We start from the raw sequence: 23,822 nt of genomic DNA, 5'->3' as shown, positions 1-23,822 counted from the left end.
GACCGCGCCGGTCGAAGGGGAAGCATTCAGGACGGGGTCGAGCGCGGTGGCAGCCAAGACGGAGCAGGACGAGCAGACCGGCGCACCCGCGCCCGCGTCGGCGCCCGCGGCGGGGCGGAGGGCGCGCGGACGTATCGCGGGCGCCGTCAGCCTCTTCGGTGAGCTGATGATCACCGCGGGCGTCGTGCTCGGTCTGTTCGTCGTGTACTCGCTGTGGTGGACGAACGTGCTCGCGGACCGCGAGGCGAACCAGCGGGGCAACGAGGTGCGCGACCGCTGGGCCGGTGGCCCCGGCGCCCTCGACACCAAGGACGGCATCGGCTTCCTGCACGTGCCCGCGATGAAGAGCGGCGAGATCCTGGTCAGGAAGGGCACCGACTCCAAGGGCCTCAACCGGGGTGTCGCCGGGTACTACACGGCCCCGGTCAAGTCCGCGCTGCCGTCCGACAAGCAGGGCAACTTCTCGCTGGCGGCGCACCGCGACGGGCACGGCGCGAAGTTCCACAACATCGACAAGCTCGAGGACGGCGACGCGGTCGTCTTCGAGACGAAGGACACCTGGTACGTCTACAAGGTCTACAAGAAGCTGTCGCAGACCTCGAAGTACAACGTGGACGTGCTCGACGCGGTCCCCGAGGAGTCGGGGAAGAGGAAGCCGGGGCGCTACATCACCCTGACGACGTGTACGCCGGTCTACACCTCGCAGTACCGGTACATCGTGTGGGGCGAGCTGGAGCGTACGGAGAAGGTCGACGCCGACCGCACTCCGCCCCCGGAACTGGGCTGATCCCCGGACCCGGCCGATCCGCCCCTTGCGGGACGCGGGCCCTCCGTGTGTGGCGCGTGCTGTGCGTGTCGTGCGTGCGGCTACGGGCTAGTCGTCGTCCCCGTTACGGCCGAAGGCGCCGCCGATGAAGCCGCCGTTGTCCTGCCCGCCGTTGTCCTGGCCACCGTTGTCCTGGCCGCCGCCCAGGGCGGTGGTGAGGGCGATGGCGGTGCCCTTGGGCACCTGGGTGCCGATCGCGGGCTGCGCGAGGGCGACGAGCGCCTTGTCCTCCTGCGGGCCGCTGATGGCGCCGACGGTCAGGCCCGCGTCCTCGATCGCCTTGCGGGCGTCCTTGAGCTGCTGGCCGACCACGGCGGGCACCGCGACCTGCTCCGGCGCCGGGGGAGCCTTGGCGACGGTCAGGGTGATAGTGCCGCCCTTGTCCGTCTGGCTGTTGCCCACCGGGTCCTGCTTGATGACCGAGTCGGCCGTGGAATCGGACTCCTCGTCCACCCGGGCCACCACGAAGCCGAGGTCCGTGAGCTGCTTCTTGGCCGCGTCGAAGCCCTGGCCGGTGACGTCCGGGACGTCGGCCTTCGAGGTCTTCGCGATGGAGAGGGTGACCGTGGAGCCGTTCTCGGCCTTGGAGCCGCCCTTCGGGTCCTGGTTGATGACCGTGCCGGCCTCTTCCTCGGACTCGACCGACTTGGTCTCCACCTTGAAGCCCTTGTTGTCCAGGATCTCCGTCGCGCTGTCCTTCGACTTCTCCTCGACGTCCGGGACCTCGATCTTCGGAGCGCCGGTGGACACGACGACCGAGACGGCCGTGTTGGGCGCGACCTCCTGGCCGGCGTCCGGGCTCTGGCTGCAGATCTTGCCCTTGGGCTGGTCCTCGCACTCCTCGCTCTTGGACACCTGGACCGTGAGGTCGGCGTTGGCCGCGATCCCCTTGGCGTCGTTGAGCCTCTCGCCGATCAGCTGCGGCACGGTCGAGTCCTTGGTGCTGCCCGCGTTGTCGCCGAAGAACGCCTTGCCGATCAGGATCGCGCCGACGAGCACCAGGACGCCCGCCACGATCAGCAGGATCGTCGAGGTATTGCTCTTCTTCGGCTGCTGCCGGCGGCGGTCCGGACGGTCGTCGTAGCCGTAGCCGCCGTCGTCCGGGTTGATCGGCGGCAGCATCGATGTGGCGCCCGCACCGGAGTCGCTGGGGTGCATCGCCGTGGTCGGCCGGTCGTTCGGGTAGCCGCCGTAGCCGACCGCGCCGACCGAGGCCGTGGCCGCGACCGGCTGGCCGTCGAGACACGCCTCGATGTCGGCGCGCATCTCGTCGGCCGACTGATAGCGGTAGTCGGGGTCCTTGACGAGCGCCTTCAGCACGATCGCGTCCATTTCGGGCGTGATCTCGGGGTCGAAGTTGCTCGGGGTCTGCGGCTCCTCCCGAACGTGCTGGTAGGCGACCGCGACGGGTGAGTCCCCGATGAAGGGCGGGCGGACCGTCAGCAGCTCGTAGAGCAGGCAGCCGGTCGAGTACAGGTCGGAGCGCGCGTCGACCTGCTCGCCCTTGGCCTGCTCGGGCGAGAGGTACTGGGCGGTGCCGATGACGGCGGACGTCTGGGTCATCGTCATGCCGGAGTCGCCCATGGCGCGGGCGATGCCGAAGTCCATGACCTTGACCTGGCCGGTGCGCGTCAGCATGACGTTGGCCGGCTTGATGTCGCGGTGCACGATCTGGGCGCGGTGCGAGTACTCGAGCGCCTGGAGGATGCCCACGGTCATTTCCAGGGTGCGCTCGGGCAGCAGTTTGCGCCCGGAGTGCAGAAGCTCACGCAGCGTCGATCCGTCGACGTACTCCATCACGATGTACGGGATGGAGACGTTGTCGACGTAATCCTCGCCGGTGTCGTAGACCGCGACGATTGCCGGGTGGTTGAGCGAGGCGGCCGACTGGGCCTCACGGCGGAACCGGGCCTGGAAGGACGGGTCGCGGGCGAGATCCACCCGCAGCGTCTTCACTGCAACGGTGCGGCCGAGCCGGGTGTCGTGTGCGAGGTGAACCTCGGCCATGCCACCACGGCCGAGCACCGAGCCCAGCTCGTACCGGCCGCCGAGGCGACGCGGCTCATCCATAGGTAATCCAGCCCTCTCCGTCTGTCCCGACCGCACCGGTGTGCGGTCCGGCGGTGTGCTGCTCGCGGATACGGTACCGGGCACTCCGCACCTGATCGGCCCGCGACGGTCAGCTGATACCCGACCGGTACCCCCACATGGGCATACGGGCCGTCAGCGTGACCGGCGTCACTTCTTGTCGTCCAGAACCGCCTGCATCACGCTCTTGGCGATCGGGGCGGCGAGACCGCCACCCGAGATGTCCTCACGGTTGGCGTTGTCGTCCTCGACGACGACGGCCACGGCCACGGGCGATTCGCCGTTCCCGGTCTTCGCGTACGAGATGAACCAGGCGTACGGCTTCTCGCTGTTGTCGACGCCGTGCTGGGCGGTACCGGTCTTGCCGCCGACGGTGGCTCCGTCGATCTGCGCCCTGGAGCCGGTGCCGTCCTTGACGACGGTCTCCATCATTTCCTGGAGCTTCTGCGCGTTGTCCCCGGAGAGCGGCTGGCTCATCTCCGTGGGGTTGGTCTTCTCCAGGACGTCCAGGTTGGGGTCGGTGAGCTGATCGATCATGTACGGCTTCATCAGCTTGCCGTCATTGGCGATCGCGGAGGTCACCATGGCCATCTGGAGCGGGGTGGTCGCCGTGTTGAACTGGCCGATGGAGGAGAGCGCGGTCTGCGCGCCGTCCATCTTCTGGGAGAAGACGCTGGCGCTGGAGCGTACGGGGACGAACTGCTCCTTGTTGAAGCCGAACTTCTCGACTGTCTCCAGCATCTTCTCGTTGCCGAGGTCGGCGCCGACCTTGCCGAAGACGGTGTTGCAGGACACCCGCAGCGCGTTGCGCAGGGACGCGTCCTTGCAGGGGATGTTGCCCTCGTTGGGGAGGTTCTTGGTGGACAGCGGCAGCCGCCAGGGCAGCGGCGAGTCGGTCTTCTCGTCGATGTCGTCGATGAGGCCGTGCTCCAGGGCCGCGGCGGCGGTGACCACCTTGAAGGTGGAGCCGGGCGGGTAGGTCTCGCGCAGCGCCCGGTTCGCGGTGGGCTTGTCCGGGTCCTTCTCGTACTTCTGCCAGTTCGCGGTGTCCTGGTCGGTGCTTCCGGCGACGAGCGACGGGTCGTACGAGGGGGCGCTGGCCAGAGCGAGGATCGCGCCGCTGCGCGGGTCGATGGCCGCGACGGCGCCCTTGCGGTTGCCGAGCCCCTTGAAGGCGGCCTTCTGCGCGGCGCCCTTGAGGGTGGTGACGACGTTGCCGCCCTGCTTCTTGTCCCCGGTGAACATCGACAGCGTGCGGTCGATGAAGAGGCGGTCGTCGGTGCCGGTGAGGATGCTGTCCTCGATCGACTCGATCTGGTTGGAGCCCATCGCCTGCGAGGTGAAGCCGGTGACGGGCGCCCACATCGGGCCGTCCTTGTAGGTCCGCTGGAACTTGAAGTCGCCGCGCGGGGACTCCTTGGACCCGGTGATCGCCTTGCCGTCGACGATGATGTCGCCGCGCTTGTGGGCGTAACGGTCGATCAGGACCCGGCGGTTGTCGGAGGCCTTGGAGAGCTCGTCGGCCTTGACGTACTGGATCCAGTTGACTCGGACGAGCAGGGCGAGGACGAGCAGGCCGCAGAAGATCGCGACCCGGCGCAGGGGCTTGTTCACGGGCGGACCACCTGGGTCATCTCGGCGTCGGAGGACGGGGCGGGGGCGGGGGCGGGCCTGCGCGCGGTGTCGCTGATGCGCAGCAGGATGGCGACGAGTGCCCAGTTGGCGATGACGGAGGAGCCGCCCTGTGCGAGGAACGGCATGGTCATACCGGTCAGCGGGATGACGCCGGTGACGCCGCCGGCGACGACGAAGACCTGGAGGGCGAAGGCGCCGGAGAGCCCGATGGCGAGGAGCTTGCCGAAGGGGTCGCGGGCGGCGAGCGCCGTGCGGACACCGCGCTCGATGAGCAGCCCGTACACCAGGATGATCGCCATCAGCCCGGCCAGACCCAGTTCCTCGCCGACGGTGGCGAGGATGTAGTCGCTCTTGGGGGCGATGCCGCCGATGAGGCGGGAGTAGCCCTGGCCGAGTCCGGAGCCGAAGAGGCCGCCGGAGCCGAAGGAGTACATGGCCTGGGCGGTCTCGGTGACCAGTCCGCACTCGTTGCCGTTGCAGACGGTCTTCAGGGGGTTGAGCCAGTTTTCGACGCGGGACTGCACGTGGCTGGCGAAGGAGGCGACGCCGACGGCGCCCGCGGCGCTGAGGGTGAGGCCGAAGACGACCCAACTGGTGCGCTCGGTGGCCACGTACAGCATGATCACGAAGAGGCCGAAGAAGAGCAGCGAGGTGCCCAGGTCGGTCTCGAAGATCAGGATCATCAGGCTGATGGCCCAGATGGCGAGGATCGGCCCGAGGTCACGGCCGCGGGGCAGGTACATGCCCATGAAGCGGCGGCTGGCCAGGGCGAGCGCGTCGCGTTTGACCATCAGATAGCCCGCGAAGAAGATCGCAATGATGATCTTCGCGAACTCGGCGGGCTGGAGCGAACCCACGCCGGGGATGGTGATCCAGATGCGTGCGCCGAACTTCGCCGGGAAGAACATCGGCAGGATCAGCAGAACGAGGGCCACGACCATCGAGATGTACGTGTACCGCTGCAGGACACGGTGGTCCTTCAGGAACAGCAGCACGCCCAGGAACAGGGCGACACCGACCGTCGACCAGATCATCTGCTTGGGTGCCATCGCGCCGCCGAGCGCCGCGGTGGTGATCCCCGGCTCCTGGTCGAGACGCCAGATCAGCACCAGGCCGAGGCCGTTGAGCAGAGTGGCCAGGGGCAGCATCAACGGGTCGGCGTACGGGGCGAATTTACGCACCGTCAGGTGCGCGACGCCCGCGAGCAGGCCGAGGCCCAGCCCGTAGCCGAGCATGCCGGTCGGCAGCGTGCCGTCCTTGGCGAGGCCGACATTGGCGTACGCGAAGACCGGGATGATGACGGCGAACACGAGCATGGCGAGCTCGGTATTGCGCCGGCTCGGCGCTTCGATCGCGCCGATGGTGGTCGTGTTGGTGACAACGCTCATGGTGGTAAGGCCCCCTACGGCTTTACGGCTTACCGCACTGCGAGACCAGCTTCAGATCGTCCTCGGAGAGGCTGGGGCCCGGAGTGGGCGTTGCTGTCGCCGTCGGAATCTTCTTGGACTTGTTGGCCTGTGTGGTGGGAGTGGAGCCGGTGGCGCCACCCGCTTCGCCCTCACCGACGGGCGGCTTGCTCTCCCGCTCGGCCTGGCGGCGCTCCTCGTCCTTCTTGCACGCGGACGCCTGGGCACCCAGTTCCGTCACCTTTTCGCGGGCGTCGGGGAGGCTGCCCTCGGTGATGGTCGCCTCGACCTGCTTGCGCTGGTAGGGCGGGAGGTATTTGAGTTCGATCTCGGGGTGGTCCTTCTCGATCTTCGAGAGCGAGACCCACGCCAAGTCCTGGCTGATGCCCCGGTAGAGCGCGACGTGCTCCTCGTTGGCGCCGACGTAGTACTGCGTCTGCGTCCAGCGGTAGCCGCCGTACAGACCGCCGCCGACGACGGCGAGCGCGAGCACGATGTAGAGAGATCTCTTGAACCACCTGCGGCCGGTGCGCGGCTTGACGAAGTCCTCGTCGCCGTACGCGCCGAAGCTCCCGTCGGGGGCCGCGCCGTAGCTGTCGCCTTCGCCGCTGCCTGGCGGGCCGAAGCTGCCCGGCGCGGGCGGGTGCGGCACGGGCCGGCCGAGACCCGCCGCACGGCCCGCGGGGGTCTGCATGGCGGCCGCGTCGTCGGCGGCGTTCAGCGCGAGCTGGTTCTCGGCGACCGCGCCGACGATGACCGGGGTGTCATTGAGCTGACCGGCCAGGGTGTCGTTGCCGTCGACGTCGAGGACGTCCGCGACGATGCAGGTGATGTTGTCGGGGCCGCCGCCGCGCAGGGCGAACTGGATGAGCGCCTGGATGGTCTCCTGCGGGCCTTGGTAGTCGGAGAGCGTCTCCTCCATCGTCTGGTGGGAGACCACCCCCGACAGCCCGTCGGAGCAGATCAGATAGCGGTCGCCGGCCCGGACCTCACGGATGGAGAGATCGGGCTCGACATGGTCACCGCTGCCCAGCGCGCGCATCAGCAAGGAGCGCTGCGGGTGGGTGGTGGCCTCTTCCTCGGTGATGCGGCCCTCGTCGACGAGACGCTGCACCCACGTGTGGTCCTGGGTGATCTGCGTCAGTACGCCGTCCCGCAACAGGTAGGCGCGCGAGTCGCCGACGTGTACGAGGCCGAGGCGCTGACCCGTCCACAGCAGGGCGGTGAGCGTGGTGCCCATGCCCTCCAGCTGGGGGTCCTCCTCGACCATGACGCGCAACTGGTCGTTGGCGCGCTGCACGGCGGTGCCGAGCGAGGTCAGGATGTCCGACCCGGGTACGTCGTCGTCGAGCTGGACCAGGGTGGAAATCACCTCGGAGCTCGCGACCTCGCCGGCGGCCTGGCCGCCCATCCCGTCGGCAATGGCGAGAAGGCGCGGACCGGCGTAGCCGGAGTCCTCGTTGCCCTCCCGGATCATGCCCTTGTGCGATCCGGCGGCGAAGCGCAGTGACAGACTCATGCGCACCTCGCCCGTCGGCTCCGGGTACATCCGCACGGTGCCCACCCTCCGGTCGGAAGCCTGCGGGGGTCCGTTGGTGGGACCGCCGCGACTCGCTCGCTCCGCTCGCTCATTGTCGTACTACTTCCGCAGCTCGATGACGGTCTTGCCGATGCGGATCGGCGCGCCCAGCGAAATCGGTGTCGGGGTGGTGAGTCGGGTCCGGTCCAAGTACGTGCCGTTGGTGGACCCGAGATCCTCGACGATCCACTGGCCGTCACGGTCCGGGTAGATCCTGGCATGCCGACTCGACGCGTAGTCGTCGTCCAGCACGATCGTCGAATCGTGTGCCCGTCCCAGGGTGATGGTCTGCCCCTGGAGTGCCACCGTCGTTCCGGTGAGGGTTCCTTCGGAGACCACCAGTTTGGTGGGTGCGCCACGGCGTTGGCGCTGCTGCGGCGGTGTGGCCGCAGCCTGCTGGCGTCCGGTCTGCGGCGGCCGTTGGTCGGCGTTCGCGGAGCGGCGTGAGCCGCGCTGCGTAACGCGCGTACCGAACAGGTCGCTTCGGATGACCTGGACGGCCACAATCACAAACAGCCACAGAACAGCCAGGAAACCTAGCCGCATGACCGTCAGGGTCAGCTCTGACATTGCCCCCGCTTCACCCTTCGGCTTGCCGATAAACGATGGTCGTACTGCCCACGACGATCCGCGAGCCGTCGCGGAGCGTAGCGCGGGTGGTGTGCTGTCCGTCTACCACGATGCCGTTGGTGGAACCGAGATCCTGGATCGTCGAGGGCGTTCCGGTCCGGATCTCACAGTGCTGGCGCGATACGCCGGGGTCGTCGATCCGCACGTCGGCGTCGGTGCTGCGGCCCATCACCAGGGTCGGACGGGAGATCTGGTGGCGTGTGCCATTGATCTCGATCCAGCGGCGCGTCTGGGCGCCCGGCATCGGGCCGGGACCCGGTGCGCCGGGGCTCTGTCCTGCCGGGCGTGCGGCCGCCGGGCCGGGCCTGGCGCCCTGGGACGACGGTGGGGCCGCGGGCATCGGGGGCGCTCCCGGCGACGCCGAAGGCGGGTAGCCGTAGCCGCCGCCCCTGGGCGCGGCGGGTGCCGCGCCGGCCGGCGGGCCGGCGGCCGGGCTCTGCTGGCCGGGGGACTGCGACGTACTCGCTGCGAGAGTGCGGCTGCGTACGCGGTAGAGACCGGTGTCGAGGTCTTCTGCCTTCTCCAGATGGACCTTGATGGGGCCCATGAAGGTGTAGCGCTGCTGCTTCGCGTAGTCGCGGACCAGGCCGGACAGCTCGTCACCGAGCTGCCCCGAGTACGGGCTGAGGCGCTCGTAGTCCGGGGTGGACAGCTCGACGATGAAGTCGTTGGGGACGACGGTCCGCTCGCGGTTCCAGATCGTGGCGTTGTTGTCGCACTCGCGCTGGAGGGCGCCGGCGATCTCCACGGGCTGGACCTCGGACTTGAACACCTTGGCGAAGGTGCCGTTGACCAGGCCTTCGAGCCGCTGCTCAAAACGCTTCAGGACTCCCATGGGGCACCTCCTCCGTCGTTGTCGCCCTGGTACTGCTTACTGATCGTATCCACGCGTGGGGAAATCGGCTGGTTCCCCTTGTCTGGGCAGTGGATGAGTGTCACCTCTCACAGGGATCGTAGAGGTGGCCTCCTGACAGTGTCCCGCACCCGGCACCGTGAAGGAGGTGCGGACCGTTAGCGGCGTTCCCTGCTCGGGTCCCCCAAAACAACGGGCGTGAATCACCCCGCGCCAGCGTGGTAATCTTCTGCATGTCGTCAGGGGCTCGCACAAACCAGTGAGAGATTCGAACGGCGTCACTTTGCGCGAGTGGCGGAACGGCAGACGCGCTGGCTTCAGGTGCCAGTGTCCTTCGGGACGTGGGGGTTCAAATCCCCCCTCGCGCACAATGAGAAACCGACGAAACGGGTTTCGGCAGGTGACGAAAGTCGCCCACCGGGGCCCGTTTCGCGTTGCCCGGATCGGCTGAGGTCTCGTCAGAGCGGATCGCGCCCCGGGTTCCGGCCTGCTTGCCGAGCCGGTCGGTGCGGTGTCGAGTGCGACGCCGATCGCGAGGCTGGGGAGGGCGATCGGTTCCGGTTCCGGGGTGCCGTCGGCGAGCAGAACGCCGTCGTGGCCGGAGGCCTCATCAGGGTCGCCGGGGGCGGTGCCGGGGTCGCGGTGGTCGCCTTCGCGAACGTACCGGCCGACGTGCGGCTCGGTCGCGAGTTCGGGCTGTTGCTCCGGTTGCTCCGCGGCCCGCGGGAGCGTGCGGATCGGGGTGACGTCGATACCGATGGCTCCGTCGGACTTCTCGGCGGGCAGGCTTTGAGGGGGCTTACGACCTCGGGGGCGATAGCGCGGGCTCCCGACGCCCTGCGACTCCGCCTCCGGCGTTGTCGTCGGTCGACGACGCTCCGCGTCGCCTCCCTCCTCCGCCTAGGACGCGAAGCCGCAGGACGCCGCTCGCCGATCCACGCTCCATTGCCCCCGAGGTCGTTACCGACTCGTCGGGAACGGCCTCGGGGAACTAGGGCCGACGGTGCTCCCGCTCGGCCCGCGGTCTCGGCTGCCGCGATGAGCTTCTGGGCGTCCGCGGGCAGCCGGGGAGGATTTCCGACTTCTGAGCCCCCGGCCCGCTGTGCGCTACGTCACCGGCATGTGTGACGTACATCACATCCGCCTGGGCGCTAACGACCTCACCCACGATTGGCAGCGGCGTCGCGGCGCCTGGGACCTCCGCCTCCGGCGTTGTCGTCAGTCGCGATGGCTCCGCCATCACTCCCTCCTCCGCCTTGGATTCGAAGGCCCCAGACGTCGCTCCTTCTCCCACTGTCAATCGCGGGTGAGGTCGTAATCGCTGAGCTGGATTTATGACTCGACCTGACCGGGTCGGGGCGGGCTTGGCGAACTGGCGTGGTGTCAGGGCCCTGCGGGTGCGGCGAGCGAGTCGAGCCTGGCCTGTGTGCGGCGCGCAACCAGTGCCTGCGGACCATGGATGTCGGAGACCGTGGCCAGGAGTTCGGCGCCGAGTCGGCGGGCCTCCGCGTCGGGGACCGCGATCCACAGGCCGTAGACCCGCCGGGTGGCCTGGTCGGTGTCGGGGTGATCGGGTCCCTGTACGGCGGCGCGCAGCTTTGCTGTGTGCAAGTACCAGCCCAGGGCGGTGCTTTCGTCGCCCGCGAGATGGGCCAGGTGGGCGCGGACCTCGCGGATGTGGACGGTGTGCAGGTGGACCTCGCCGCACTTGGCGGTGATCTCCTCGTCGAGCCGGTGGGCCAGCGTGCCGGCCTTGCCCGGGTCTCCGGCGGCGGACGCGTCGGCGATGGCGGCCAGGCGCTCGCGTACGGCCTCGGGCACCGGCGCGGGGACCTCGGCCGCCGGCGCGGTGGGGGCGCCGGCCCAGAAGAGGGGGGTGACGGTGCCCCAGGGGCGGTAGGCCGGGTCGTCGTCCACGATTACCTCGATCGGTGTGCGCGTGCGGTGGGGCCGCGGGGCGGGGTCAGATCCGCACGCCCTGCCGCCGCAGATAGGGGATGGGGCTGATGTCGGAACCGTAGGCCGGCCCGGTGCGGATCTCGAAGTGCAGGTGCGGGCCGGGCCCGCCGCCACCGCGCGCGAGACCTACCTGGCCGTGACGCTCTCGGCCGGCCGCGCCCGGCTGTTTTCCACAGGGGGCGACGGGTGTCGGCGGGCGGCGGTACGGTCGTGAGCAGTTGATGTTGCCGGCTCGGTGGCCGGTGGCCGGTGTGGTGTGAGAGCGGGGAGGCGGCGCGCCATGGCTGAGTTCGAGACGGCGATGCCCGAACAGCGCACGGATGCTGGGGGCGGGCGGATTCCCGTGGTGCCGGGCTTCGCCCGGCGTATCGCGCAGGGGGCCACGTCGCCCAAGGCGGACGGCAGGGCGCTGCGGGCGCGGGTGCCGCGGTCCTCGCACGATTCGCTGGTGCTCGCGGTCGAGCGCCCCGACGCGGTGCGGGCGGTGGAGGAGTCGAGCAGGGGCCGCGTTCCCGAGCTGGCTCCGATACGAATAGGGCGGATGACCGCCTCCCCCTTCGCTTTTCTCCGGGGTGCGGCCGGGCTGATGGCGCACGACCTGGTGGGTACGCCCGTCACCGGGGTGGGGGCGCAGATCTGCGGTGACGCCCACGCGGCGAACTTCGGTCTGTACGGCGATGCGCGCGGCGATCTGGTCATCGACCTGAACGACTTCGACGAGACTGCCGTCGGCCCGTGGGAGTGGGACGTGAAGCGGCTCGCGACCTCGCTCGTGCTGGCCGGGCGGCAGGCCGGGGCCGACGAGGACGTCTGCCGGAAGGCGGCGTTCGACACGGTCGGCGCGTACCGGCGCACGATGCGGCTGCTGGCCGGGCTGCCGGTGCTGGACGCGTGGAACGCGATCGCCGACGAGAAGCTCGTGTCGCACGCGGACGCGCGTGATCTGGTCGGCACCCTGGAGCAGGTCTCGAAGAAGGCCCGCAACAACACCAGTGCGCGCTTCGCCGCCAAGGCGACCGAGCACGGCCCGGACGGCGGTAGGCGCTTCGTCGCCGCGCCGCCGGTGCTGCGGCGGGTGCCGGACGGGGAGGCGGCTGCGGTGGCCGCGTCGCTCGGTGACTATCTGAGGACGCTCCCGGAGGACCGGCTGCCGCTGCTCGCGCGGTACTCGATCCAGGACGTGGCGTTCCGGGTGGTCGGCACCGGCAGCGTCGGGACCCGGTCGTATGTGGTGCTGCTGCTCGACCACCTGGGCGAGCCGCTGATTCTCCAGGTGAAGGAGGCGCGCGCCTCGGCGTTGACGCCGTATCTGCCGAAGGCCGGCTTCGCGGTGCCCAAGGCCGGGCACGAGGGGCGCCGGGTGGTGCTCGGGCAGAAGCGGATGCAGGTGGTCAGCGACAATCTGCTGGGCTGGACGGCGGTGGACGGCCGGCCGTTCCAGGTGCGGCAGTTCAGGAACCGCAAGGGCAGCGTGGACCCGGCGGCGCTGGCGGCCGACCAGATTGACGACTACGGGCGGATGACCGGCGCACTCCTCGCGCGGGCGCACGCGCACAGCGTGGACCCCCGGCTGCTCGCCGGGTATTGCGGGAAGAACGAGGAGCTCGACGAGGCGGTGGCGGCCTTCGCCGTGACGTACGCGGACCTGACCGAAGAGGATCACGCCGATCTGGTGGCCGCGGTCAAGGACGGACGGATAGCCGCCGAGCCGGGGGTGTGAAGGCGGGCGCGTGACCGCGGGGGCGCTGGACGCCCGTACGCTGGACGGGTGACGCAGGAAGCTCCCGGGGAGCCGACGACCCGAAACGACGAAGCACAGGACCGGCAGGCGGCCGAGCAGGGGGCCGCCGGACAGCAGGCCGTTGGGCGGGAAACCGCTGGGCAGGCCATCGGCGAGGAGGCCGACGGGGAACCCGGTGCGCGGGCAGCCGGTGAGTACGCGGCGGACGCGCCGGCAGCGGATGCGCAGGCTGCGCCTGCACCGGCTGCGGATGCGGAGGCTGTGGGCGAAACGGCCGGTGAGCGTGTGGCTGGTGAGCAGGTGACTGGTGAGCACGCCGGTGAGCGGGTGGCCGGGCAGGCCGGCGACGCGGAGCGGCCCGAGGCGCGGCTGGAGAAGGCCGTGCGCGCCGCCGAGCAGGCGCTGATCGAGTTCGAGATCGCGGTGGAGACCTTCCGCGTCGAGGTGGAGAACTTCTCCCGGCTGCACCACCAGAAGCTCGGCCCCATGTACGCGCGCCTCGACGAACTGGACGCGCAGCTCGCGGAGGCCAGGGCCGCCCTTTCCGGCGATCCGGATGACCTGCGCAAGGCGGACGAGCTGCGGGCGCTGGTCATGCCGATGCCCGGTGTCGAGGAGCTGTTCCACGACTGGATGGACTCGGACGGTCTTTCGCCCGAGGCCTCCGCGATGCTCACCGGCCAGGCCGTGCAGCCGCCCAAGCGGGTCAGGCCCAGCGAGGAGGCGCGCAAGCTCTACCGCGAGCTGGCCCGCAAGGCGCACCCGGACCTGGCGCAGGACGAGCCGGAGCGCGAGCGCAGGGACGAGTTCATCACCCGGGTCAACGCCGCCTACGGGCGCGGGGACGTGGCACAGCTGAAGCAGCTCGGCGAGGAGTGGGCCGCGGGACCGGTGCCCGCGGAGCAGCCGCCCAGCGAGAACGAGGAGCTCTACGCCCGGCTGGAGTGGCTCTCGCGGCGCAAGGAGCTGCTGTCCCTGATGGCTCAGGAGCTGGAGGAGAGCGCGATCGGCGCGATGCTGCGGATGGCGCCCGACGATCCGGACCGGCTGCTCGAGGAGATCGCCGAGCAACTGCTCGCGCAGGTCTCCGAGCGCGAGAAGGACCTGGCCAAACTGGTGCAGTAGGTTGCGTTGCCGGGACGGGCGACTGTTCCGGACTCATCACCGCGTGCACGGGTACGTGTACGCGGGTACGCCCCTGTGTACGTACGAGAGAAGGTATGACCCATGAATTTCGCTCCGCTCCCCGCCGTCGACGCCGCGAAGGTGCCGTCCGACGGCTTCGTGCTGGACGTACGGGAGAACGACGAATGGGCGGCCGGGCACGTCGAGGGCGCTCTGCACATCCCGATGGGTGACTTCGTCGGCCGCTTCGGTGAGCTGACCGAAGCCGCGGAGGACGGCCGGCGGGTGCACGTGATGTGCCGGGTCGGCGGTCGCTCCGCGCAGGTCACGCAGTACTTGGTGCAGCAGGGTGTCGACGCGGTGAACATCGACGGCGGGATGCTCGCCTGGGACAGCGCCGGGCGCCCGATGGTCACCGACAACGGCAGCCCGGCCTTCGTCCTCTGAGGCTTCGGGACTACAGGACGCCGGGACTCCCGGCCTGCCCCCGAGGTCGCAAGGGAGTACAGGACGCCGGGCCTTTAGGACTCCGGCCCCGCCCGATGGATTGTGGCCGGGTCCGCGACGGCTGGGCCGAATCAGCCGAGGGGGTGGGCGGCCAGCAGGTCGCCCAACGCCTCCTCGTGCGCCGCTGCCGGGCCGAGCGACAGCTCGATCTGTTTGGCCCACGCGTGGAAGCGGTGCAACGGGTAGTCGGTGTCCGCGCCGAAGCCGCCGTGCAGATGCTGCGCGGTCTGTACGACGCGGCGTACGCCCTCGGAGGCCCAGATCTTCGCCACGGCGATGTCGCCGGACACGGGCAGGGCGCCGCTCGCTCCCGAGGTCAGCCGCCAAGCCGCCTGCCAGAGGGTGACTTCCATGGCGCGCAGGTCGATATAGCGGTCGGCGGCCTGGACGGCGACGGCCTGGAAGGTCGCGACCGGGAAGCCGAACTGCTCGCGCTTTCCGGTGTATTCGCTCGTCATGGTCAGCACACGCTCGCCGAGGCCCAGCGCGAGCGCGCAGGTGCCGGTGGTGAGCAGGTCGCGCAGCCACTCCCAGGCGCCCTCGGCGTCGATCACCTCGCGACCGGTGACCCGTACGTCGTCGAGGTGGACCTCCGCGAAGGGCTCGCCGCTGGTGGACACCTGGTCGGCGAAGGTGAGGCCGTCCTGGCCGCGGGGAATCAGGGCGAGCACGGCGCGGCCCTCACCGGTGTGCGCGGGCACGGCGATACGGTCCGCGGTCCGGGCCCAGGGAACCCCGGTCTGGAGGCCGTCGAGCACCCAGTCGGCGCCCTCGCGCCGTGCGGTGACGGCCAGTTCGGCCGGGTCGTGGCCGGTGCGGCCGTTGGCGCCGACCGTCAGCACCAACTCGCCGCGTCCGACGGGGGGAAGGATCTCGGCGCTCAACTCGGCGTCGCCGAAATACTCCACGGCCATCGCGACCGCGCTGGTTTCCAGCAGCGGTACGCGGGCAAGCACCTTCGCGGACTCGCGCAGCACCAGGCAGAGCGCGATGGGATCGAGGCCCGCTCCGCCGTGCTCCGTGCCCAGGACCAGGCTCAGCAGGTCGGAGTCGGCGAGCTTGGCCCACAGCGGGCGGTCGAGATCCTCGGCCACCGCGCCCGCGGTGAGTGCGGGGCTCGGTACGCCGTCGGGCGCGACGCCCGAGAAGACCGCCTTCGCCGCCTCTACGGCCGCCTGCTGCTCCTCGGTGAAGGTGAAATCCACGTCCATGCCCTCCCGCGCCCCGGTACCGCGTACACCTGACGGAGCGTCAAGATAGAACACGTTCTAGCAGAAGGGAATGGGGCAGGCTGTAGCCGGTCTCTCAGGGGTATTGCCGTCGGTCCTCAGTGGTCCTGTCGTCGGTCCCTCGGCGGTCCTGCCGTCGGTTCCGCAGTGAGCCTGCCGTCGGCCCCGCAAGGCCTGTCCCCTCGTCCGCACGCGGAAAATGATTGTGCGGACCACGTATCCGGAGGGCAGAATGCGACCATGAACGACCTGCCTGACGACGTCCCGGCGCCCCCACGGCGGCCCGTGCGACGGACTGGATCACCACGCCCATCAGCACGGACCTCCTGCGCGGCGCCCTGGAGCTGGAGCGCACCGAGCACGGGGTGCTGCCGCACCGACTGCCGGCCCGGGCCCGTGCGCAGTGCGCCGACGGGCAGCTGGCCATGGCCGAGGCCCAGCCCTCGGGCGTACGGCTCGCGTTCCGCACGCGGGCCACTGCCGTCGAGCTGGATGCTCTGCGCACCAAGAACGCCTACGTGGGCGCCCCGCCCCGCCCCGATGGCGTGTACGACCTGCTCGTCGACGGGCGGCTGGCCGGGCAGGCCGGTGTGACCGGCGGCCATGTCCTGACGGTGGACATGACCACCGGGTCCGCTGAAATCCAGCCCGGCCCGGTCGGCACCGTCCGGTTCTCCGGCCTGCCTGACCGGCTCAAGGACGTCGAGATCTGGCTGCCGTACAACGAGATCACCCAGCTGGTCGAGCTGCGCACCGACGCCCCCGTCGATCCGCTGCCGGACGGGGGCCGCAGGAAGTGGCTGCACCACGGCAGTTCGATCAGCCATGGCTCCGACGCCGCGAGCCCCAGCACGACCTGGCCCGCGCTCGCCGGTTCCCTCGGCGGTGTGGAGCTGACCAATCTGGGCCTGTCCGGCAGCGCCCTGCTCGACCCGTTCACCGCCCGAGCCCTGCGCGACACCACCGCGGACCTGATCAGCGTCAAGATCGGCATCAACCTCGTCAACACCGACCTGATGCGCGTACGCGCCTTCGGCCCCGGGTGCACGGCTTCCTCGACATCATTCGCGAGGGCCACCCCACCACGCCGCTCCTGGTCGTCTCGCCCGTCCTGTGCCCCATCCACGAGGACACCCCCGGCCCCAGTGCCCCGGACTTCAGCAATCTGAGCGCGGGAAGGATCCAGTTCAAGGCGGCGGGCGACCCCGCGGAACGGGCCGTCGGGAAGCTGACCCTCAACGTCGTCCGGGACGAACTGGCCCGCCTCGTGAAGCAGCGGGCGGCCGACGACCCGAACCTGCACTACCTCGACGGCCGCGACCTCTACGGCGAGGCGGACTTCGCCGAACTGCCGCTGCCCGACCAGCTCCACCCGGACGCCGCCACCCACCGCCGCATCGGTGAACGCTTCGCCGCGCTGGCCTTTGGCTCCGCCGGCCCGTTCGCCGCCGCCTACCGCCCCTGACACGCCCGCCTCGTCCGGCCCCGGTCATGGCCGGGGCCGGAGGGGAAGCGCAGCGGCGCCGGCTCAGCGGTCGAAGTCCAACTCCACTTCCGCGGTGGTCGGATGGGACTGGCAGGCCAGGACATAGCCCGCCTCGGTCTCCTCGGGCTCCAGCGCGTAGTTGCGATCCATCCGCACCTCGCCGGAGACCAGGAAGGCCCGGCAGGTCCCGCACACCCCGCCCTTGCAGGCGTACGGCGCGTCCGCGCGGCTGCGCAGCACCGTCTCCAGGAGCGATTCTCCTTCCCGCACCGGCCAGTTGCCGGACCGGCCGTCGAGTGTGGCGGTGAGGGTCGCGGCGGTGAGTGGCGCGGCGGTGTGCATGATGCCGGTGGCGGTCGAGGCCGCCGTGGCGCCTGTGGTGCCCGCGCCGTCGTCGACGTGGAAGATCTCCTCGTGGATACGGGCCCTGGCGACCCCGAGGCCGCGCAGCGCCCGCTCGGCGCCCTGGACGAGGCCGAAGGGCCCGCACAGGAACCAGCCGTCGATGTCCGCCACCGGAAGCAGCGCGGGCAGCAGCCCGGCCAGCCGCTCCTGATCGAGCCGCCCGGACGGCAGCCCGGACTGCTGCTCCTCCCGGGAGAGCGCGGTGACCAGCTGGAACCGGTCGGGGAACCGGTCCTTGATGTCGGCGACCTCCTCCAGGAACATCGTCGAGGCCGCCGTGCGGTCGCTGCGGATCAGACAGAACCTGGCCGACGGCTGTCGCGCCAGCAGCGTCGCCGCGATCGACAGCACCGGTGTGATGCCGCTGCCGCCGACGATCGCCGCGAAGTGCCCGGCGCGCGGCTCCAGTACGAAGCGGCCCATCGGGGCCATCGCCTCGACGGTGTCGCCGACGGCCAGCTCCTTGAGGGCGTACGTCGAGAACTCGCCGCCGTCGACCAGCCGGATGCCCACCCGCAGCACCGGCTCGGCCGGCTCCTCGGTGGCCGGTGCGCAGATCGAGTACGTACGCCGGATTTCCTCGCCGGCCACGACGCGGCGCAGCGCCAGGTGCTGGCCCGGGGTGTGCCGGAAGGCCTCGCGGAGCTCGGGTGGCACGGTCAGGGTGACGGCCACCGAGTCGTCCGTGAGCCGCTCGATCTCGCGGACCCTCAGCGGGTGGAACATCTACAGCTCCTTGAAGTGGTCGAACGGCTCGCGGCAGGCCACGCAGCGGCGCAGCGCCTTGCACGCGGTGGAGGAGAACCGGCTGAGCAGCTCCGTGTCCGTCGACCCGCAGTGCGGGCAACGCACCGACAGGGTGAGGGGCACCGGGCCGCCGCCGACGGGCTGCGGGCGCGGCGGGGCTATGCCGAACTCGGCGAGCTTGCGCCGGCCCTCGGCACTGATGTCGTCCGTCGACCAGGCCGGGGACAGAACCGTGACGACCGAGACCTCCGGTATGCCGTTCTCGTGGAGGACGCGCTCGATGTCCGAGGACATCGCCTCGATCGCGGGGCAGCCGGTGTACGTCGGTGTGAGCTCGACCTCCACCCGGCCGGGACCCGACACATGCAGGGTGCGCAGGACACCCAGCTCCTCCAGCGTGATCACCGGCAGCTCCGGGTCGGGCACGGCACCGACGAGCACGCGCAGCCGCGTCTCCAGGGCGGTGGCGGTCACCATGACGCCCCCGGGTGGCTGCGGTGCAGGTGCTGCATCTCGGCGAGCATCCGCCCGAACGACTCAGTGTGCAGCCCCTGCCGGCCCGCTCCCGCCGCCCAGGCGCCGCTCTGCGGCCCGTCGGGCACGGTCAGCGTCGCCCGCTCCAGGACAGCTGCGACGGAGGTCTGCCAGGCGGTGTGGAGCTCCTGGAAGTCGGCTTCGACGCCTTCGACGGGCTGGAACATCTCCCCGGTGAACCGCCACAACGCGTCGCAGCCCTGCTGCATCCGCCGGTGGCTCTCGGCGGTGCCGTCACCGAGGCGCAACGTCCACTGCTCGGCATGGTCCCGGTGGTAGGCGACTTCCTTGACCGCCTTGGCCGCCAGCGGGGCGAAGACTCCGTCGCCGGAGGCCAACTGCCCGTAGAGCAGGTGCTGGTAGGTGGAGAAGTAGAGCTGGCGGGCGATGGTGTGCGCGAAGTCGCCGTTGGGCTGCTCGACCAGCTGGAGGTTGCGGAAGGCGCGCTCCTCGCGGAGGTACGCCAGCTCGTCCTCGTCGCCGACGAGGGTGAGCAGCACCCGGGCCTGCCCCAGCAGGTCGAGCGCGATGTTGGCCAGCGCCACGTCCTCTTCCAGGGCCGGGGCGTGGCCCGCCCACTCCCCCAGCCGGTGCGACAGCGTCAGGGCGTCGTCGCCCAGGGCGAGAGCCGCGGGTGCGAGTACGGCGGTCACAGGTGCTGCACCCCTTCCGGGATCTCGTAGAACGTCGGATGCCGGTAGACCTTGTCGGCGGCCGGCTCGAAGAACGGGTCCTTCTCGTCGGGGGAGGACGCGATGATCGCCGAGGACGGCACCACCCACAGCGAGACGCCTTCGGACCGGCGGGTGTACAGATCGCGGGCGTTGCGCAGGGCCATCTCCGCGTCCGGGGCGTGCAGGCTTCCCGCGTGCGTGTGGGACAGCCCGCGGCGCGAGCGTACGAAGACCTCCCACAGCGGCCAGTCGTTGCTGCTCATGCCCGTGCCTCCCCGTGCTGCTCGGTGGTCCCGTACTCAGCGGTCCCACTCGCTGTGGTCCCGTGTGCTGCTGTCCGGTGCTCAGCTATTGCGTCTGCTGCGGTCCGGTGCTCGGCGGTCCGATGGGCGGTGCGCGGATCGTGCTTCGCTGCGTACGCGGATGCCGCATCCCGGACCCAGGCGCCCTCTTCGTGCGCCCGGCGGCGCTGGGTGATCCGCTGCTCGTTGCACGGGCCGTTTCCCTTGAGGACGTCCCGGAACTCGGCCCAGTCGATCGCGCCGAAGTCGTGGTGCCCGCGCTCCTCGTTCCATTTCAGGTCCGGGTCGGGGAGGGTCAGTCCGAGCGCCTCGGCCTGCGGGACGGCGATGTCGACGAAGCGCTGGCGCAGATCGTCGTTGGTATGCCGCTTGATCTTCCAGGCCATGGACTGCGCCGAGTGCGCCGACTCGTCGTCCGGCGGGCCGAACATCATCAGCGACGGCCACCACCAGCGGTCCACCGCGTCCTGCGCCATCTCGTGCTGCGCCCGCGTGCCGTTGCTGAGGGTGAGCAGCAGCTCGAAGCCCTGGCGCTGGTGGAAGGACTCCTCCTTGCAGATGCGGACCATCGCGCGGGCGTAGGGCCCGTACGAGCATCGGCAGATCGGCACCTGGTTCGTGATTGCTGCGCCGTCCACGAGCCAGCCGATCGCGCCGACATCGGCCCAGGTCAGCGTGGGGTAATTGAAGATCGACGAGTATTTCTGGCGGCCGGAGTGGAGCTTGTCGAGCAGCTCCTCACGGCTGGTGCCCAGCGTCTCGGCGGCGCTGTACAGATACAGCCCGTGCCCCGCCTCGTCCTGCACCTTCGCCATCAGGATCGCCTTGCGCCGCAGCGAGGGCGCGCGCGTGATCCAGTTGGCCTCCGGCTGCATGCCGATGATCTCGGAGTGGGCGTGCTGCGCCATTTGCCTGACCAGCGAGGCCCGGTAGGAGTCCGGCATCCAGTCGCGCGGCTCGATGCGCTCGTCCGCGGCTACGGCGGCGTCGAACGCCGCCTCGTACGCCGCGGTGCTGTCGGCCGTCCGATTCCCTGCCGTCTTCTCGGCCGCCGTCCAGTGCGCAGGTGCTGTGGCCATCCGAGCCCCCTTCCGTCCCTACCGACCGATCGTTCGGTTCGCTGACTTCAATGGTCGGCCGGAGGCCCGTAGGGTGTCAACCCTGTGGATAACTTGCTGGATCTCGGGGATCGGGGCGGGATGGATTCGTACGACGACAGGGGCGTGATCGCCGGGCAGGATCCCGGGCCCGCACCGGACACCGCGCGAGGCTCCGACGCACCGAACGGCATCGCCGCGCTGTCCCTCCCGTACCAGGTCGCGGCGGCTGTGGCGCTGGCTCTCGTTGGTGTGCTCGCCTGTGTGCACCTCGGGATGGTCTTCCTGCATGTCGCGCCCGCCAACACCGTCAGCAAGCGGAACGGTGAGTTGGTTGACGACTGGATCTACCCCGAGTTCGAACAGAACTGGAAGCTTTTCGCTCCCAATCCGCTCCAACAGAACATCGCCGTGCAGGCGCGCGCCCAGGTCCGTACCGCCGGGGGCGAGTGGCGGACCACCGAGTGGATTGATCTCTCGGCCCAGGACGGCGCCGCGATCCGCGGCAACCTGCTGCCGAGCCACACCGTGCAGAACGAACTGCGCCGCGGCTGGGACTTCTACACGGGCTCGCACGACAGCGCGAACAAGGCGAACGGCATGCGCGGTGCGCTCTCCGAGCGCTACATCCGTCGCATTGTGATGCTGCGCCTCGCGCACCTGGACGTGGGCGGCAAGATCGCGCGGATCCAGGTCAGGTCCGAGACGACCCTGGTGAAGCCCCCGTCGTGGAGCAACGAGAGGGCCAACAACAAGCCGGCCCACCGGATCCTCCCGTGGTGGTCGGTGACCGAAGCGGACCTGCCCGCCGGGGCGCATACGGAGGTGACCGGGTGAGCTCGTTCAATCGCACGCTCGGCGACGCCGTCCAGCGCGTCACCTCCACCGCCCTCGGCCCGTACCAGAGCGCCGTCGTGCGGATCGGCTTCTCCGCCACCTGGCTGCTCTTCCTGCTCAGCGAACTCCCGCACCGCCGGGAGCTCTACGGACCCGACGGGCCGTGGAGCTGGGACATGGCCCAGCAGTTGATAGCGGGCAACCACGCCTTCACGGCGTTGATGTGGTCGGACACCGCGCTCTGGTTCGAGCTCGTCTACGCGCTCGCGCTCCTGTCCGCCCTGCTGCTGATGCTCGGCTGGCGCACCCGCACCATGTCGGTGCTCTTCATGATCGGTGTGCTCTCGCTGCAGAACCGCAGCATCTTCATGGGCGACGGCGGCGACAACATCGTCCATCTGATCGCCATCTACCTGGTGTTCACGCGCTGCGGGCAGGTGTGGTCGCTGGACGCGCGGCGTGCGGCCGACACCGGTCGGCAGGGTGTCGACCGGGTGGGCCCCGCTCTGTGGGCTGTCCTCGCCCTCGCCCTCGCCGTGGTCACGTTCATGGGTGAGCTCAGCTGGGGCTGGGCGGTCGTCCTCTGGGCGCTGTGGGCCGGTCACGGGCTGTGGTGGGCGGTCAACCGCTACGCGCCGGGGGAGCCGCGCACCCTGCTGGACGTGTTCGCCAACCTCGCGCACAACGCGGGCCTCTTCGTGATCATGGCGGAGGTCTGCCTGGTCTACGCGACCGCGGGCTGGTACAAGATCCAGGGCTCGCGCTGGCAGGACGGCACCGCGCTCTACTACCCGCTGCACCTCGACTACTTCTCCCCCTGGCCCTCGCTCTCCGGGCTGCTCGCCTCCAGCGGCGTGATGGTGCTGCTGCTGACATACGGGACAGTGATCGTGCAGGTCGCCTTCCCTTTCACGCTCTTCAACCGCCGGGTCAAGAACGTCCTGCTCGCACTCATGATCGCCGAGCATGCGGGCATCGCCCTGCTGCTGGGGCTGCCCTTCTTCTCGCTGGCGATGATCGCGGCCGACGCGGTCTTCCTGCCCACGGTCTTCCTGCTGTGGCTCGGCGGCCGGGCGGCGCGGGGGCGCGACCGGCTCCGGACGGCGACCCGGCGCGGCGACCCGGTGCCAGAGCAGCGTTCTGAAGGTGCGGAGGTGGACCGTACGCTCGTCGGGTGAGCAGCGACATCCCAGGCCCCGGGCCTGATGCGGAACCCATCCAGTACGACGAGGGCTTCACGGCGCCCGAGATCGGCGTGGGCCCGCATCCGCGGCCGTGGCCCGAGGGGGAGCGGTACGACCCCGAGCTGCTGGCCGCCGGCGACCGGCGCAACGTCGTCGACCCGTACCGCTACTGGCGCCGCGAGGCGATCGTCGAGGACCTGGACACCCGGCGCCACGACTTCCATGTGGCCGTGGAGAACTGGGGCCACGACTTCAATATCGGCTCTGTCGTACGGACTGCCAACGCCTTCCTCGCGAAGGAGATCCACATCGTGGGGCGGCGGCGGTGGAACCGGCGGGGCGCGATGGTCACCGACCGGTACCAGCATGTGCGCCACCACCCCGGCACGGAGGATCTGACGGCCTGGGCGGCGGCCGAGGGACTGCCGATCATCGGGATCGACAACCTCCCCGGGTCCGTACCGCTGGAGCGGACCGAACTGCCGCGGCGGTGCGTGCTGCTCTTCGGGCAGGAGGGTCCTGGGCTGACCAAGGAAGCGCGGGAGCACGCGGCGATGGTCTGCTCGATCGCGCAGTTCGGCTCGACCCGGTCGATCAATGCGGGGGCGGCGGCGGCGATCGCCATGCATGCGTGGGTGCAGCGGCATGCGGTTATTTCTGGGGACGCGGGGGCTGGGCGGGGCTGAGTAGGCGGTTGCCCCCTTGCCGGTGCCGGTGCCGGTGCCGGTGCCGGTGCCGGTGCCGGCGTCGGCGTCGTGGGGGGTGCGGGTGCGTGGGGGTGGGTGCGGGTGCCTGCGGCGCTGTCCCCCACCCGCCCCTTCCCGAAACTGGGGGGCAAGCCCTCAGGCCCCCTTTTGTCCTCCAACGCCGGACGGGCTGGATGGGCTGGAGGTGCCGGCCGACCGGAGGGGCCGGGTAGGCGGAGGGGCCGGGTGAGCGGGAAGCGCTCGGCCGACCGGATGTGTCGGGCGGGCGGAT

General features: G+C 70.3%; 20 protein-coding genes, 1 tRNA gene and 1 pseudogene. 9 read left to right on the top strand and 13 right to left on the bottom strand.

Annotation, left to right across the window (positions count from 1 at the left end):
- The first annotated feature begins 46 nt into the window (after positions 1 to 46).
- Positions 47 to 787 (top strand): class E sortase, encoded by a 741-nt coding sequence (locus QMK30_RS10475; RefSeq protein WP_283517053.1) that lies wholly within the window; start codon positions 47 to 49, stop codon positions 785 to 787.
- Between the two features lie 87 nt (positions 788 to 874).
- Here QMK30_RS10475 and pknB read toward each other — a convergent pair whose 3' ends face one another.
- The 6 genes from pknB to QMK30_RS10445 all read right to left on the bottom strand — a co-directional run bounded on the left by pknB (position 875) and on the right by QMK30_RS10445 (position 8,999).
- Positions 875 to 2,896, bottom strand: a complete 2,022-nt coding sequence (gene pknB, locus QMK30_RS10470; protein WP_283517051.1) for a Stk1 family PASTA domain-containing Ser/Thr kinase — start codon at positions 2,894 to 2,896, stop codon at positions 875 to 877.
- A 168-nt stretch (positions 2,897 to 3,064) separates the two neighbouring features.
- Entirely contained in the window at positions 3,065 to 4,528 is a 1,464-nt protein-coding gene (locus QMK30_RS10465; protein WP_283517048.1) for a peptidoglycan D,D-transpeptidase FtsI family protein, read from the bottom strand.
- Complete coding sequence (locus QMK30_RS10460; RefSeq protein WP_283517042.1) at positions 4,525 to 5,937, bottom strand: FtsW/RodA/SpoVE family cell cycle protein; 1,413 nt, start codon at positions 5,935 to 5,937, stop codon at positions 4,525 to 4,527. Before QMK30_RS10460 ends, QMK30_RS10465 begins: the two co-directional genes overlap by 4 nt.
- 22 nt (positions 5,938 to 5,959) lie before the next feature.
- Entirely contained in the window at positions 5,960 to 7,474 is a 1,515-nt protein-coding gene (locus QMK30_RS10455) for a PP2C family protein-serine/threonine phosphatase (RefSeq protein WP_283517156.1), read from the bottom strand.
- 120 nt (positions 7,475 to 7,594) lie between these two features.
- Positions 7,595 to 8,104 carry an FHA domain-containing protein FhaB/FipA gene (locus QMK30_RS10450; RefSeq protein ID WP_283517040.1) on the bottom strand — a complete coding sequence of 170 codons (510 nt, stop codon included), beginning with the start codon at positions 8,102 to 8,104 and terminating at the stop codon, positions 7,595 to 7,597.
- A gap of 10 nt (positions 8,105 to 8,114) precedes the next feature.
- Positions 8,115 to 8,999, bottom strand: a complete 885-nt coding sequence (locus QMK30_RS10445; RefSeq protein ID WP_283517039.1) for an FHA domain-containing protein — start codon at positions 8,997 to 8,999, stop codon at positions 8,115 to 8,117.
- 303 nt (positions 9,000 to 9,302) lie between these two features.
- Here QMK30_RS10445 and QMK30_RS10440 point away from each other — a divergent pair.
- Positions 9,303 to 9,385: transfer RNA gene (locus QMK30_RS10440), tRNA-Leu, on the top strand.
- Positions 9,386 to 10,400: 1,015 nt separating this feature from the next.
- Here the strand turns inward: QMK30_RS10440 and QMK30_RS10435 are convergent.
- On the bottom strand, positions 10,401 to 10,934 hold the full coding sequence (locus QMK30_RS10435) for a hypothetical protein (protein ID WP_283517037.1): 534 nt from the start codon (positions 10,932 to 10,934) through the stop codon (positions 10,401 to 10,403).
- Positions 10,935 to 11,256: 322 nt separating this feature from the next.
- On the opposite strand from QMK30_RS10435, the gene QMK30_RS10430 reads away from it, so the two are divergent.
- The 3 genes from QMK30_RS10430 to QMK30_RS10420 all read left to right on the top strand — a co-directional run bounded on the left by QMK30_RS10430 (position 11,257) and on the right by QMK30_RS10420 (position 14,289).
- On the top strand, positions 11,257 to 12,696 hold the full coding sequence (locus QMK30_RS10430; RefSeq protein ID WP_283517035.1) for a DUF2252 domain-containing protein: 1,440 nt from the start codon (positions 11,257 to 11,259) through the stop codon (positions 12,694 to 12,696).
- A 48-nt stretch (positions 12,697 to 12,744) separates the two neighbouring features.
- Positions 12,745 to 13,842 (top strand): J domain-containing protein, encoded by a 1,098-nt coding sequence (locus QMK30_RS10425; protein ID WP_283517033.1) that lies wholly within the window; start codon positions 12,745 to 12,747, stop codon positions 13,840 to 13,842.
- 102 nt (positions 13,843 to 13,944) lie between these two features.
- Positions 13,945 to 14,289 (top strand): rhodanese-like domain-containing protein, encoded by a 345-nt coding sequence (locus tag QMK30_RS10420; protein ID WP_283517032.1) that lies wholly within the window; start codon positions 13,945 to 13,947, stop codon positions 14,287 to 14,289.
- 131 nt (positions 14,290 to 14,420) lie between these two features.
- On the opposite strand, the gene QMK30_RS10415 is transcribed toward QMK30_RS10420, so the two are convergent.
- Positions 14,421 to 15,554 carry an acyl-CoA dehydrogenase family protein gene (locus QMK30_RS10415; protein ID WP_283517155.1) on the bottom strand — a complete coding sequence of 378 codons (1,134 nt, stop codon included), beginning with the start codon at positions 15,552 to 15,554 and terminating at the stop codon, positions 14,421 to 14,423.
- A 335-nt stretch (positions 15,555 to 15,889) separates the two neighbouring features.
- Here QMK30_RS10415 and QMK30_RS10410 point away from each other — a divergent pair.
- Positions 15,890 to 17,043: pseudogene (locus QMK30_RS10410) on the top strand (GDSL-type esterase/lipase family protein).
- 63 nt (positions 17,044 to 17,106) lie between these two features.
- On the opposite strand, the gene QMK30_RS10405 reads toward QMK30_RS10410, so the two are convergent.
- Genes QMK30_RS10405 through paaA form a run of 5 tightly spaced genes read right to left on the bottom strand, consistent with a single transcriptional unit; the run spans position 17,107 to position 20,805 of the window.
- Entirely contained in the window at positions 17,107 to 18,195 is a 1,089-nt protein-coding gene (locus QMK30_RS10405; protein ID WP_283517031.1) for a 2Fe-2S iron-sulfur cluster-binding protein, read from the bottom strand.
- Positions 18,196 to 18,693, bottom strand: coding sequence for a 1,2-phenylacetyl-CoA epoxidase subunit PaaD (gene paaD / locus QMK30_RS10400; protein ID WP_283517029.1), 498 nt, complete (start codon positions 18,691 to 18,693; stop codon positions 18,196 to 18,198). It abuts the gene before it with no gap.
- Complete coding sequence (paaC, locus tag QMK30_RS10395; protein ID WP_283517028.1) at positions 18,687 to 19,403, bottom strand: 1,2-phenylacetyl-CoA epoxidase subunit PaaC; 717 nt, start codon at positions 19,401 to 19,403, stop codon at positions 18,687 to 18,689. The genes paaD and paaC overlap by 7 nt, the downstream gene beginning before the upstream one ends.
- Positions 19,400 to 19,687: a 1,2-phenylacetyl-CoA epoxidase subunit PaaB gene (paaB, locus tag QMK30_RS10390; RefSeq protein WP_283517026.1), complete on the bottom strand. Its 288-nt coding sequence runs from the start codon at positions 19,685 to 19,687 to the stop codon at positions 19,400 to 19,402. Before paaB ends, paaC begins: the two co-directional genes overlap by 4 nt.
- Positions 19,684 to 20,805, bottom strand: coding sequence for a 1,2-phenylacetyl-CoA epoxidase subunit PaaA (gene paaA, locus QMK30_RS10385; RefSeq protein ID WP_283517024.1), 1,122 nt, complete (start codon positions 20,803 to 20,805; stop codon positions 19,684 to 19,686). Before paaA ends, paaB begins: the two co-directional genes overlap by 4 nt.
- A gap of 120 nt (positions 20,806 to 20,925) precedes the next feature.
- On the opposite strand from paaA, the gene QMK30_RS10380 reads away from it, so the two are divergent.
- From QMK30_RS10380 to QMK30_RS10370, 3 genes are read left to right on the top strand one after another with little or no spacing between them, the layout of a single operon-like run.
- Complete coding sequence (locus QMK30_RS10380) at positions 20,926 to 21,660, top strand: DUF5819 family protein (RefSeq protein ID WP_283517022.1); 735 nt, start codon at positions 20,926 to 20,928, stop codon at positions 21,658 to 21,660.
- A complete protein-coding gene (locus QMK30_RS10375; protein WP_283517020.1) occupies positions 21,657 to 22,838 on the top strand; it encodes an HTTM domain-containing protein in 1,182 nt (393 codons plus the stop codon). The genes QMK30_RS10380 and QMK30_RS10375 overlap by 4 nt, the downstream gene beginning before the upstream one ends.
- Positions 22,835 to 23,530, top strand: a complete 696-nt coding sequence (locus tag QMK30_RS10370) for a TrmH family RNA methyltransferase (RefSeq protein WP_283517018.1) — start codon at positions 22,835 to 22,837, stop codon at positions 23,528 to 23,530. Before QMK30_RS10375 ends, QMK30_RS10370 begins: the two co-directional genes overlap by 4 nt.
- Positions 23,531 to 23,822 lie beyond the last annotated feature (292 nt).

This window comes from Streptomyces sp. H27-C3 (assembly GCF_030063415.1).
GTDB lineage: Bacteria > Actinomycetota > Actinomycetes > Streptomycetales > Streptomycetaceae > Streptomyces.
Note: the sequence above shows the minus strand (reverse complement) of the source record. Positions and strands in the feature narration are given on the sequence as shown.